Annotated in this window: 12 protein-coding genes and 2 pseudogenes; 6 read left to right on the top strand and 8 right to left on the bottom strand. The window is 69.6% G+C overall.

From position 1 onward, the window contains the following. From U9983_RS22425 to U9983_RS22415, 3 genes and pseudogenes are all read left to right on the top strand, one after another. Positions 1–313, top strand: a pseudogene (locus U9983_RS22425) (hypothetical protein); the annotation flags it as partial. Positions 314–370: 57 nt separating this feature from the next. Then, positions 371–784, top strand: a complete 414-nt coding sequence (locus tag U9983_RS22420; RefSeq protein ID WP_322755912.1) for a hypothetical protein — start codon at positions 371–373, stop codon at positions 782–784. Beyond that, positions 784–1,278, top strand: coding sequence for a hypothetical protein (locus U9983_RS22415; RefSeq protein WP_322755911.1), 495 nt, complete (start codon positions 784–786; stop codon positions 1,276–1,278). Before U9983_RS22420 ends, U9983_RS22415 begins: the two co-directional genes overlap by 1 nt. A gap of 147 nt (positions 1,279–1,425) precedes the next feature. Here the strand turns inward: U9983_RS22415 and U9983_RS22410 are convergent, their stop codons facing one another. Continuing rightward, entirely contained in the window at positions 1,426–1,656 is a 231-nt protein-coding gene (locus U9983_RS22410; RefSeq protein ID WP_322755910.1) for a hypothetical protein, read from the bottom strand. Positions 1,657–2,301: 645 nt separating this feature from the next. On the opposite strand from U9983_RS22410, the gene U9983_RS22405 reads away from it, so the two are divergent. Further along, on the top strand, positions 2,302–2,727 hold the full coding sequence (locus tag U9983_RS22405) for a hypothetical protein (protein WP_322755909.1): 426 nt from the start codon (positions 2,302–2,304) through the stop codon (positions 2,725–2,727). A gap of 419 nt (positions 2,728–3,146) precedes the next feature. On the opposite strand, the gene U9983_RS22400 is transcribed toward U9983_RS22405, so the two are convergent. The 3 genes from U9983_RS22400 to U9983_RS22390 form a co-directional block, all read right to left on the bottom strand. Continuing rightward, entirely contained in the window at positions 3,147–4,178 is a 1,032-nt protein-coding gene (locus tag U9983_RS22400; protein WP_322755908.1) for a hypothetical protein, read from the bottom strand. A gap of 311 nt (positions 4,179–4,489) precedes the next feature. Next, positions 4,490–5,443: a hypothetical protein gene (locus tag U9983_RS22395; RefSeq protein WP_322755907.1), complete on the bottom strand. Its 954-nt coding sequence runs from the start codon at positions 5,441–5,443 to the stop codon at positions 4,490–4,492. A gap of 398 nt (positions 5,444–5,841) precedes the next feature. Beyond that, entirely contained in the window at positions 5,842–6,024 is a 183-nt protein-coding gene (locus U9983_RS22390) for a hypothetical protein (protein WP_322755906.1), read from the bottom strand. 274 nt (positions 6,025–6,298) lie between these two features. On the opposite strand from U9983_RS22390, the gene U9983_RS22385 reads away from it, so the two are divergent. Beyond that, complete coding sequence (locus U9983_RS22385; protein ID WP_322755905.1) at positions 6,299–6,514, top strand: hypothetical protein; 216 nt, start codon at positions 6,299–6,301, stop codon at positions 6,512–6,514. Positions 6,515–6,552: 38 nt separating this feature from the next. Here the strand turns inward: U9983_RS22385 and U9983_RS22380 are convergent, their stop codons facing one another. Beyond that, on the bottom strand, positions 6,553–8,250 hold the full coding sequence (locus U9983_RS22380; RefSeq protein WP_322755904.1) for a hypothetical protein: 1,698 nt from the start codon (positions 8,248–8,250) through the stop codon (positions 6,553–6,555). 512 nt (positions 8,251–8,762) lie between these two features. Continuing rightward, positions 8,763–9,244 (bottom strand): annotated as a pseudogene (locus tag U9983_RS22375) (IS630 family transposase); the annotation flags it as partial. A 466-nt stretch (positions 9,245–9,710) separates the two neighbouring features. On the opposite strand from U9983_RS22375, the gene U9983_RS22370 reads away from it, so the two are divergent. Further along, the gene (locus U9983_RS22370) at positions 9,711–9,932 is read left to right on the top strand and encodes a hypothetical protein (RefSeq protein WP_322755903.1); all 222 of its coding nucleotides are present in this window, start codon (positions 9,711–9,713) and stop codon (positions 9,930–9,932) included. A gap of 592 nt (positions 9,933–10,524) precedes the next feature. Here U9983_RS22370 and U9983_RS22365 read toward each other — a convergent pair. Together U9983_RS22365 and U9983_RS22360 are read right to left on the bottom strand one after the other, a co-directional pair. Then, entirely contained in the window at positions 10,525–11,688 is a 1,164-nt protein-coding gene (locus U9983_RS22365) for a pentapeptide repeat-containing protein (protein WP_322755902.1), read from the bottom strand. 177 nt (positions 11,689–11,865) lie between these two features. Next, positions 11,866–12,456, bottom strand: a complete 591-nt coding sequence (locus U9983_RS22360) for a hypothetical protein (protein WP_322755901.1) — start codon at positions 12,454–12,456, stop codon at positions 11,866–11,868. Positions 12,457–12,595: the final 139 nt, after the last annotated feature.

The following is a 12,595-nucleotide window of genomic DNA, read 5'->3' as shown; positions in this document are numbered from 1 at the left end:
GGTGTCCTGGCGGGTCTGGTCCCGGACCAGCCGGACCGGGCTGTCCTCGGTGGATCTTCCCGGCCCGCTGTCCTGGCGGGCATCGACCCGCCGGCTCACCACCGCCGAACGAGCCACCCGCCGGCGGCGCAGTCTGCGCCACCGTGCGGTGCTGATCGACCTGCTCGCCCTGGCCCTCGCCGCCGCGGCGATGCTGCGCCAGCCGGGATGGCTGCTGAGCCTGCTGGCGGTGGCGGCCGCGACCGCCGCCGGCGCCTACCTGTACGCCCGCCGCGCTGACACCCGCGCCCGTACCCGGTCCCAACCCAGCTGACCCCACGCCGGTACCGATCAACCCGGATCTATCCACCCCACAGAACAGGACACCACCATGAAGATCAACCTGTCCGCGATGCGGGACCTCGCCGTGACCGGCGGAGCACTCGCGCTCCTCGCCATGGCCGCCGACGACCTGGGCCTGCTCCCGACCCGACCGCGGCGGAAGGCCGACGCCCTGCCTGCCGTCCGCAACGGCTGGCTGTACAGCGTCGACGGCCTGGCCGGGGACCGGGTCCGCCGGCTCCGGCCCGCCACGCCCGCCGAGGTCTCCGCCTCGGCCGCATCCCTCGCGGCTGGCGAGCACGGCTGGTTCGGGCTCACCGCCGACGGTGAGGTCATCGGGGTGCAGGATGCCCGGTTCATCACCCACGCCGGCCGCGAGTGGGGCCCGAACCGGGTGGACGTCGTCTACGTCACCGACAGCATCACGCTGCCACCCGTGCCGGCCGGGGCGGAGGCGCGTTGATGGCGGCCGCCACCTGCTACCGGCAGCGCATCGACATCCCCGGACCGGACAACCAGCCGATCCACATCGTGGGCACCGACGAGACCTGGCCGGAGATCATCCTGGCTATCGGCGCCGGACGGGTCGTGATGGACGACCCCGACCAGGTTGAAGACGTCCGCGAGCAGCTCTCCGCCGCGCTGGCCCGGGCCGCCGCCGCCATCAACTGGCAGCAGGCCGACCGGCGGCCAACACGTGGTGCCCAGCAACGCCGTGAGCGGATCTACCGGCGGGTCATCGAGGCCGGCTCCGACCCGGTCACCGTCGAAAGCCGGATCGAGCGCGGTCATCCCGAGGTTGTCGTGATGGTCGGCGATGATCGCGACGACGCGGTGACGATGCGCGGCGCCGACGACGTCGCCGCGGTCCGCCGGCAACTGTGGACCGTCCTGGGCCGCGCGCTGACCACCGTCGCCTGGGGCGTCGCCAGTGACCTGCTCGCGCGGGGTTGCTGACTGCCTCTGACCTGCACGACAGATGCCCCCGTCCTGAACTCTCAGGCGGGGGCATCGTCATGTCCGGGCAGATGTGTCACGTCTCTGTGCCACCTGTGCGGAAGCCTCACGAACATCGGACGTTGCCGAATTGGTCGATTTGTTGGATCAAGAACGACCGCTACGGTCGCCGTCCCGACTGTCGTGGGGTTCGTTGTGCGCGGCCGCGGACTGCGCCCGGGGCGCGAACCGGGTTCGGGCGGTGTCGCTGGTCGGGTGGCGGTCGCCGGCGGACTGCACCCGGGCGGCGGCGTCGCGGGTCATCGGTGTGCCGTTGCTCGTCTTGGCCATGACGTCAGGGGCGCCGGTGACGGCGTTGCCGAAACGGCGTTTCGTCACGTGACGAATCTCGGGTGGTCGTTGCTGGTGCTGACGACAACGGCGGATCGGACCAGGCCGGGTGATCGTCGCCAATTTTCTCCACGGTTTCAAGCCCCGGCGTCCTGGTCCGGACCGGCGCCGCGCGACGGGCTGCGCGCGGCCTGGCGGGCCGTGCTCGCCCGGCGCGTCGGCGGCCCGCCCCGTCCGCCGGGGTGTTGCTGGAGGAGTGAGGACGGCCGGTACCTCGATGACACGTGCGGTGGCCACCGCACGCCAGTTCACCAGGAGCGTCCCGCCGGCGGCGAGCCTTAGCACCCCCGCCGCTAACCGATCATGCGGTGTCGGGGTGCTCCGGGGTTGCCGCATCGTGCCGCCGCCGGGGCCGCTCGTCATGCGCGGTCGCGCCGAAGAGCGGGCGCGACCGACCGGACAACCCTGCACGCCTGCACCGGCCCGCGTACCGGAACCCGGTCGCCGGCGCACCATCCCGCGCACCGTTGAAGATCAAAATGTTGTGATCTTCCTCGTTGCCGAAAGCGCGTTTCGTCACAACGAAACATGTCGATCAGCAGCACACCTCTTGCACTATTAATGATCTTCGGTGGGTGCTGGTCGCACGGTGTCCCCATCGGTCGCCCAACTGCCGGCCGGGGCGTTGCGCACGTGACGAAACTTCGCGGGGTGGAGACACGCACCGAGGAACCGCGCTGTGGGCACTGCCGGGCCCTGCTGGTGTACGCGGGGACGGGCCGGCGGCCGCGGTACTGCTCGGCCAGCTGTCGCACCCGGGCATGGGAGGCCCGCCGCTACGGCGCCGGCGCCGGGGGTGCCACCAACCGGCCTGGTGCCGAGGCGACCGACACCGTCCTCCCCCCGCCACCGGCGCCGGAGACCGCAGGTCCGGCGGTGGCGACGACCGCACGCCAGTGGGCGGTGCTGCTCGACACCCTCGCGGTGGAGTTGGTCGGCGGGCCGGTGGGCCGGGCGCACTACGACCACCGGCACCTGCACGCCGCGCTCCTACGGGTGTGGGGCGCGCTGGACGCCGCGCACCCCGGCGGCCTGGACGCGCTGGAGCGCCGCCGGTAACGGCCGGCCCGGCTGTGCCCGCGGCGACTGGTCAACAGTGTTGACTGCGTGCCGCGGAGGTACCGGACCGTGCCGTCCGCCGCCGGCGGACCGTCCATGATCCACAGGGGAGCAAGATAGACATTTGGTTCCCAAATGTCGGGTCCGACCGGCGCGGTCGGAGCGGTACGGTGCGGCCAGCGGGCCGGCCCCGCCGCGATGGGGCCGGGGTGGCGGGCTCCGTCCGGGTCGTCGACGCAGCCGGTTCCGCGCGCGGCCGCGGTCGGACGGCCTGTCGGTAAGGACGCTGCCACCCGCCGCAAACCATGGTGATCGTGCGGGTTCGACGTGGAATGTCCATGATCACGCTGGTAGCAAGATATGGCATTTATAAGCAAAAGTGCCGTCCGGGTGCGGACGGCCACGATGGGCGGCGCCGGTCAGTGCCGGGCTGTCGGCGGCCGGGGGGCGCCGGCGAGCTGGGTGCGGAGCTCGGCCACGGCGGCCTGCGCGGTCTGCGCCTGCTGGCGGGTGACGGCCAGGTCGGTGTGCGCGGCGTGGAGCAGGTCGGCGGTCTGCTCGGCTCGCGCCCGGGTGGCGGCCAGGTCGGTCTCGGCGGTCTCGGCGCGGGCGTGGGTGACGGCCAGGTCGGTCTCGGCACGGGTCCGGGCCGCCTCGCTGCTGTCCAGCCGGCCGGACAGCCCGGTGACCTGACTGCGGGCGGCGGCGAGCTGGTCGGTGGCGACGGCGAGCTGGGTGCGCAGGTCGCCGGCGGTGTCGCGGGCGGCGGCCAGCTCCCGGTCGGTCTGTACCCGGGCCGCCTCGGCCTGGCGCAGCTCGCCGGTGCGGGTCTGTAGCTGCCCGCGGAGGTCGGCCAGCTCGGTCTCGGCGGTGTCGCGGGCGGCGGCCAGGTCGCCGCGGAGCCCGTCGGTCTCGCCGTGGGCGGCGTGGAGCTGTTCGCGGACGTCGGTGAGCGTGGCCGTCGTCTCCTCAACGGCGGTGAGTGCTTCGGTGGCGGCGGCGTCGGCTTCGGCCCGGGCGGCCCGTTCCTCGCGGAGGGCCTGCTCGACCGCCGCGGTGCGGGCGGTGGCGGCGGCGACGCGGCGGTCGGCGTCGGTGGTGACCGCGGCGATCTGTACCGCGGTCGCGCCGGGGTCGCCGGCGGTCTGCAGGTCGGCGGCCAACCCGGACAGCCGGGCGAGCATCCGGTCGACCTCCCCGCGCAGGACCGCGAGGCCGGTTTCGGCGCGGGCGGTGGCGATCGTGACCGGCCGGTCGAGGTCCGCGGCGACCGGCGGGCGGCCCGGGGTGGCGGTCCCGCCGGTTTTCTGCCGGGCACGCCAGGCCGAGGCCCGGTGATGCGCCGGGTCGTCGCAGTACTCGCTCGGCCGGCCCACCCCGGGCGTCGGCGGCGCGCCGTCGCGGGTGCAGCCGGGGAACCGGCACGTCCGCACCATCTGATCATCCGTCATACCGTCACTCTATCATGACAGAATACGATTACGTAATACGGAAACAGATTACGATAACAGAATACGGAATGACGCTATTGGCAGGATCGAAGATCGGGGATCGTGGCAAGACACCCGAGGAAGCCGAGCTCCACGACCGCCTCCAGGCTCAGGTACTCCAACGCCGCGCGGGCCAGTAGCCCAAACCCGCACCCACTACTGGCCCCGCTACCCGCCTATTGCCGGTTTCCGCCGTACCTTGGCTGCACCCCGGGGAAGAGCCGGCGCCGCCGGGAGGTCGGCGACCCGACCCGACGCGGTGCGGGGTGGCCTCAGCGTCGCCGGCGGGCCGTCCCCAGCTGCTCCAGCGCCAGCACCAGGGCGACGGTCGCGGCGTCCCGGGAGGGGTAGGTCCGGCCGGGCACACCGGCCACCCCGAGGGAGGGCAGCAGCGGGATCCAGCCGCGGGCGGTCCCCCGGGCGGTGTAGCCGGGGCGCAGCCGGCCGATCAGCACACCGGCCAGCGACACGTCCCAGCCGGTGTCGGTCCGGGTGTAGACCGGCGCCGGCGTGCCGGTGGGATCGGCCCGCCGCCGGGTCACCGCGGCGACCGCGGCCCGGGTCGCGTCACCGGGCCGCGGCTCCCCCGCCGTGGGGGTGGATGGGTCGCTACCCGCGGCCGCGGGGGCCGCCGGCCCGACGGTGGGGCTGGCCGCGGGGGATACCGGACGGGTGCCCCCCGGACCGGGGGTACGGGCTACCGGCGGGGCGGTCGGGTCGGCGGCTAGCCGCCGGCCGTGGTCGGCGATCCGCGCGACGACGGGTCGCTCGGTGGCGGACAGCGCGGCGAGCACGCCGACACGGTCACGGTCGGACAGGCGGGCCAGCAGCCCGTGCACGAGCCGGGCCGCGACCCGCTCGTCCACGTCGGCGTCGACGGCGGAACCGGCGGCCACCGGCGATATTGGTGGCGCCGGTGCGACCGGTGGCGCGGCCGGCCGGGCGGGCATGCTCGCCGCCGGGGGTGGAGTGAGCCGGGCCCACCGCTGCCGGGCACCCTGACGGGTCATCCCGCCGGCGACCCGGCCGATCTCCCCCCAGCCGGCGCCGGCGGTGTGCGCGGCCAGCATCGCCGCCTCCACCTCGCCCTCCACCGCCACCGCCAGCTCCCAGGCGGCCGCCAGCCGGGCCAGCGCCACCGCCCGCGGCTCGTCGCCGGGTCCGGGGGCCGGGGTCCGGGCGGCGAGCAGGTCCCGCACCACCACCGTCACCGTGTCCGCCGTCATAGCGACAACGATAGTTGCCGTATCCATCGGCGACAACACCTGTTGCCGACCGATGGTGGTGACGGCATCCGGTCCGGCGGATGATCCAACAGGTAACGAAAGACCCGCATGATCGCCTGGACGGTGTCGCGTCGTGCGCGACACCGTCATATGTCCCTTACCGATTGCGTACCGACCTGTGACGGTCTGTCCGCCCCTGAGGTGGGGGTGCGGGGACGGGGTCCTCGTCCCGATCGTGACCGCGTCCGGCTACCGCTCCTGGACCCTGCCAGGACGCCGACCCCGCCGGGCCGCGGTACACCGGCGGACCCTCGCCCGACCGTCCGCCGGCACCACGACCTGCGGCGATGAGCGCCGCGATGCCGGGGACCGACCGGCCCGTATCATGCGGGTCCGGGCTACCACCCCCGCGCGGCCGTCACCGCGGCGAGCGCGACCAGGACGCCGGTACGCACCGCGCCCAGGCCGTGGTGGTGCTCGAACCAGTCGAGCATCCCCGCGACCACCGCGACGAGCAGAGAAACAGCGGCGACCAGCGCCACCACGAGCATGACCGTCGGGGTCGACGTACACCGTGGCACCTCCAGGACAGACCACCCCATGTGGGAGGTGACCCAGGACCGGCGGGACCCGCTCCACTCCTACCGGACGCCGGGCCCGCGCGGCAAACACGACCTGTGGAGGGGGGCGACCGGAATACGGCCGGAAGCCGCTGTAGCGATCTTCTTTCGCTGGGCTGCGTGGTCTGGGTGTCGGCTGCTGTGGGGTGGGGCGGCCTGATTGGTGGTGTGCGCGGGATGGTGCGGCGAGGGTGGTGTGCGCGTATTCCGGCTTGGGGGACGGTGTTGATCTCGGATGGCGTCGATCGAGCGGACGGCCTTTCCGCGGTTTCGGAAGGTGGTGTCGGCGTGGGAGTTACATGAGGCGTTCACGCCGTCGGCGGCAGAGGTTCGGTGGGGGCGCCAGACGGCGCGGACCGAGGCGAACCTGCTGGTGCTGATGGGCTCGGGTGGACAGCCCCGGGGGGCGGTGGATCTGTGTGCGCCGCCGGTCGAGGAGGCTGGCGGCTAGGTTGACGGCCGGCCGAGCGGGGGAACAGCCCGTTGGCATCAATTTGTACTCAAGTCCACCAACAAACGGCCCCCGTCCTCGGTGACATAACCACTGGAGTTAGGTGTGACGTGGATGGTGGTCGATGGGGTAGGGATGACTTGTCTGGCTACGCACAGGTCAACTGCGATCGTTCCTTTATCCACATATAGTAGCCGTCCTCCGTGCTGTTCGACGAGGCGCCGGGCGGCGTACACACCTGGTTCGGTGTCAGCGGCAGTGCCCCCCCGGGTGACGGAGTGACAGATACGGAGATGGACCTTCGGATCGAACTTGCCGAGCAGCATTCCATTGATCTGGATGGGGGTGCCGGGCTCGGAGTGGCTGATGGCGTTGTCGAGGAGGTTGGCCACGACCTGGTGGAGGATCTTTCGGGGCATCTGAATGGCTGCCTTGGTTTCGATCTGAACCGTGACCCTCTCCCGCAGGTCCGCGGGGTGTCGCAAGACGGTGAGGACCGCGTTGACAACTTCACTGAGATCGGCGGTGTCGCTGGTTATGGTCTCTCCTGTCGCCGCAGTGAGTCGGGTCTCCAACAGAGCGGAGAGGCGCTTGATTGCGACAGCGATCCGATCAGCGCTCTCGCGGTCAAGGAGGTGTTTGTGCTGGTCGAGGGGTCCGCGGATTTGCTGTAGAAGGGCACGGTATTCGGCGAGCAGACTGCCGTAATTAGTAACAGCATCTCCCTCTTTTTCAAGAAGCTCGATCAAGCTCTGCTGGCTTGCGCAGGTATTGATCAATTTCTGCTGACTTGCGTCGAGCTCGGTACGGTCGTCGGCTCCTCGGCGTGCCTGCTCGTTGTAGCGCCAGAACATCAACGGGGCGCGGGCCCACGTTTTCATGGCTGTTGCAGCATGTGCTGCATGCTGACGATGACGCCCGCGATGCACCGCGTCGTCGGCATAGGCCGTGAAGCGAGCCGGAGAGATCAAGGTTGCGCTCTGTGAGTTCGCCTGGCGGAGACGTTCACCAGCCTGCTGAAGCTGCTCGTCAAAATCGCGGTGCGTCTGCTCGAGGCGCTCCGTGGCGAGCTGGGCGCGGATTCCTGCGACAGTGGCCGCCTCTTCTGCCCGGCGGCACTGTTCCTCCGTAGCGATCCGGGTGGCGACGGCCGCATCCCGGGCACGGATGGCTTCGTCGCGTTCCCCTTGGGCCGCGGCCTTCTCCTGCTCCGCCTTCTGTACCTGGCCGCGCAATGAGCGGAGGGTGTCGTTATCGTGCTGTGCCTGCTCGAGGCGCTCCGGGGCGTGCACGGTGTCGCAAACATGTCGCATCATCTTGATGACGCTCTTGAGTTGATCGCATTCCATCGTTAGTTGATCGCATTCCGTCGTCACATGCAAGAGTCGATCGGTAGCGCTAACGATCGTGAGCAGTCTTCCCAGCGTCCACGGCGCTACCCGGCGGGGTTCAAAGCCGTGAGCGTCGTCATCGGCAAGTTTCGACGTGGCCGAGGGTACGCAGTCATTAGCGTCCGGGAACGCCTTGCGGTACAACGCGGCGCATGTCGCGAGCTCCTGGTCTTGCAGTTCAGAGGGGACGCCCAGAGTCACCTGAGCCTCAAAATAGATCCACTTCTTCGGGGCGCGGCGGCCGATGCCATCCCGGAAGAGGCGCCCAATCTTTGTCGAGAGAGTCCGTTGATCTATTTTCGTCACATGTGGGGCGAGGCCGCGCGCGATTGCGTCGAGCGACACGGGGTGACGTTGGTGGAGATCGTAACGGTACGTGAGTAGTTTTGCCAGGTCTGGATCATCGGCCGGCGGCCGTGGGGGTTTCTGTGAAGCCCCTGGCATGGTGTCCTTCTTTCCATCATCGGATGCGGCAGTCCGCCATGCTGCGTGCCGTACTGCTCGTCGGCCCGGATATGGATGCAACAAGCTGTTGCATCCATATCCGGCACTCGATCTGCCACAAAAATCATGCCAAGTTTATGCATCAATTTGCCACGCATTTGCCGATGTGGTGTTACTGAAACGTCGGCATCTGAAGCCACACAGCACAATTTCCAGCGGCAGCCTTGGGAGGAGAACGGATGAAGCACGACCGGCGACGTGAGTCGGCGACAGGCGCCCGCTCGCGTTCGCTGAGCGGTGGAGGCGCAGGTAGGGAGGGCCGACGGGCCATCCCACCCTCGGGGCCCGGCCCCATACCCTCTTCTGCTCGCCGATGGCCCCGTGCAAGACACATGACTAGTTTGATTCATCAGCACCGGGACGGTGCGGTCCAGCGCCTGGATCTGCGACTTCTCGTCGCCGCAGAGCACGATCGCCTTCTCCGGCGGGTCGAAGTAGACGCCGACCACGTCGCGGACCTTCTCCACGAACAGCGGTCGGTCGACAGCTTCCAGGTCTCGACCAGGTGCGGCTTGAGCCCGAACGCACGCCACATCCGTGACACCGTCGACTGCGACAACCCGCTCGCCTTGGCCATCGACCGGCTCGACCAGTGGATGTCGCCATTCGGCGGGGTCTCCTCCAACGTCCTGGTGATGACCTCGTGGACCTGGGCGTCGGTCACCGTGCGCGGCCGGCCTGGCCGCGGCTCGTCGACCAGCCCCTCCAACCGGTCGGCCGCGAACCGGTTCCGCCACTTCGCCACCGTCGGCAGCGACACCCCGACACCCGCCGCGCACGCCAGCACGGTCCTCGACCGCTGCGTGAGCGCCTGCGACGTCTTCGGCCGGCGCACTCAGCTCTCCAGCACCCGCCGTTCGTCGTCGGACAGCTCAATCGGCACAACGCACGGCCCAGGCATACCCCCAGCATACGATCTACAAAAGAAATAAAGACTCGGAACACTAGGAGTGGACGGGTCCGGCGTGCAGCAATCCGCGTCCTCTGGCACCATTCACACACTAGAGAGCCAACAGAAAAACATTTGTACGACAAATAAATAATCCGGGGGTTGAAGCGGCATTGATGATCAATCAAATCTGTTTTACGCCTAGCAAGTTGCTTCCATGGGAAAGGCGAAGGACTGTTACTCTGAGCGGCGTCGAGGTCCGGAGAGCGCCGTGTACATGCGGTCCGGCCTCGACGGTCCTTTAAGTACCGGCGGTCCGTGGGACGGCCTGCTCTGTCGACTCAGATCTGGTCGACAGCGTGGTCGTCCAGGGTCGCCCCGCCAGGGGGCAACTCCACTACGGAGGCAGCCGGTGCCACATCGGACCGAGCGTGAGCAGGAGTCCTCCGGGTCTCCTGTGCGATGGAAGCGTCGATTCGTCTGGGCGTTGCGCGGTCTCTCGATCGCGGTGTCCTTCGCCCGGTTGGTGTTCGGTGACGAGCACCGCGTGACCCTCATCACCCAATGGGTGATGAGGGTCATCGCGGATCTGACGCCTGGAGCGGAAGAGCAGTCACACGGCGCCAACCAGTAGCTGCTGTCCGCCCCGCTCGGGAGCCCCGAAGGGAATCTTCCCTTCGGGGCTTCTTTCGTACACCTAATTGTGACCCTTCGAACACAATATGATACGAGGCGTTGTCGACGTGCGCCAGTTTCCGCAAAAATGGGATAGCCGTCAAATAACGCTAGAAAACTTCCTCCAACGATCCGACCTGCAAAACCGCCTGTGTCGCAGCAGTCCAAGCGTTGCCGATCAGACCCTCAACCAGACACAACACGGATTCGGCCGCTCGACTAGCCCCGTCTTCCGCACATGGGTTCATGACCTGCGGCGATACATCGATTGATCAACAGGGTCAGGGCGCTGACCTGTGACGACTGACGACGCGCTCATGTGCGGAAAACAGGGCCGGACAAGGCAGATTCCGAGGCGCTGGTGGAACGGAGGCCCCATGGGCGGGTCCCCCTCCTGCTAGCGGGGCATCGCGGAGCGCATCTGGACGGGTGCTCTGGTCCCTCCGTGACCTGCCGCGATGCTGGGGACCACCCCGGTCCGGGCGGCGTCCGTCCCGTCGGCGGTTACCAGCCTTGGGTGTCTGGCGCCCGGTAACGATCCTTCTCACGCGTCAGAACCGGGGCACACCGGACGGTGGGGACGGAGGGTTTTTCGACCAGGACACCGGCCGCTCGACTCCCGCCGGCAGCACCGTGCGCCCGTCCCCCCGCGCCACCTCAAGCTGTTCCTGCGACAGGTCCGTGTCGGTGAGGTTTGCCCCAACCAGCACCGTGTCGGTGAGGGTCGCCCCAACCAGCACCGCGCCGGTGAGGGTCGCCCCAACCAGCTGCGCGTCGGTGAGGACAGCGCCGGTCAGGTCGGCACGGGTGAGGGTCGCCGCGACCAGGTCGGCGCCGGTGAGGACAGCGCCGGTCAGGTCGGCACGGGTGAGGGTCGCGCCGCCCAGGTCTGCGCCGGTGAGGGTTGTTCTGCTCAGGTCGGCGCCGGTGAGGGTCGCCGCGACCAGGTCGGCGCCGGTGAGGTCCACCCCGCCCAGGTCGGCATGGGTGAGGGTCGCCTCGAATAGCGAGGCGCCGGTGAGCACAGCGCCGGTGAGGACAGCGCCGGTGAGGACAGCGCCGGTGAGATCGGCGCGGGGGACACCGGCGCGTGCAGGCAGCCGGCCGAGCACGGTGAGGGCCGCCTGGATGTCGGTGTCCGGCCCGGCCGGTTCCGTAAGTTTCGCGCCGTCAGCCGGGGGTGCGGCGGGGACCGGCCGGGTCCGCTGGCGGCGCAACGTCCCGGGCCGGTCGGGAATGGTGTGCTCCCGGACGAACGCGCTCAGCACCTCCACGACGGTGCGGTGGTCGGCGGGCGAGTCGACCGCGATCCGTTCCAGCGCGTACAGGCCACCGAGGCGGACATCGAGGGTGTCCGAGCCGAGCTGGGTGACCGCGGCGGTGTACCGGTCCGCCAACTGCGCGGCGAGCTCCCGGGTGTGGGTGAGCTCGGTGGCCCGCCGGGTCTCGGCCAGCATCGTCAGATCCCGTTCCCGGGCGTGGTCGTTGGCGCGGCGGGTCTCGGCAACATTGATCATGACGCCGGTGAAAGCGACGAACCCCGCCATCGCGGTGAGGATCCCGGCCCGGGTGTTGGCGATCGCGACCGTCGGATCGGCCGCATGCGGGTAGAGGGCCGGGGCCTTGTTCCACAGCACGGCCAGCACCACCAGGCCGCCCAGTCCGCACCCCGGCAGCACGACCCGCTGCCAGCCGCCCCCGCTTCCCCGCACCATGGGACAGAGTTGTACGCCACGGCACACACCGGACCGCACGCGTGACCGCCGGCCGACCGTCCCGACGCCCGATACCCAACGCCGGGCACCCCGTCCCGAACGCCAGCAACAGGAATAAAGCCGATATTTAGGTCGAGTTTGTCGACGCGGTGGATGACGACTGGACGCCAGGAGCGGTCAGGACGCGGGTATCCCGGCGACACCGAGTTGACGCCCGAGTGTGATCCAGTCGGTAGCGATCCCGTGCTGGGCGTCGGCCAGGGAGAGCCGGCCGGCGCAGACAGCCTGTTTGGCGGCGTTTTCCACCGGGTCCTTGGCGTTGTGCAGCCCTTTTTCCGGCCAGAGGTTTGCCACGGCCGCCGGCGCGCCGCCGAGTTCCAACGAGATCAGATGGTCGAGCTCGTAGGAACTCGGGTCCGGGCCGGCGTAGGCGCCGTAGGCGGCCACCGCCTGCTGTTTGATCCGGTTGGTGTAGGAGACCGGGGGCCGGATCGTCGCGGTCCACCCCACCGTGCAGATCGTGCGGCCGATCGTCGCCTGGGTGACGTCGGGGTTGACCGCCCCCGGCGTACAGACGGGGTCGGGCAGCTCCTCATGATCCCGCGTCTGGCAGTGGGCCGGATAGACCGTGGACGTCGCCGCCGGCACAACCCGGTCCGCCGCACCCGAGGGCGTCGGGGTCGACGCCGTCCCCCGGATTGTGGCAGGGGCTGCACAGGCGGCCAGCGCCAGGAGTAGAACCACGGGGGCCAGACGCAGACGGGGCACGACGCGAGTGTGACGGCCATGCCCGTCGACGGGGAACCGCACCCTGCTGTCGGTCTCCCGTCATCTCACCCGATCCTGACCATCGGGTCCCGGTGTCAGATTCCGCAGTCGTGTGCACGGATGTCCGAGGTCCTCTGCA

It is taken from the genome of Protofrankia sp. Cas3 (assembly GCF_963555955.1).
Classification (GTDB): Bacteria; Actinomycetota; Actinomycetes; order Frankiales; family Frankiaceae; genus Protofrankia.
This window is presented reverse-complemented; position numbering and strand designations above follow the sequence as displayed.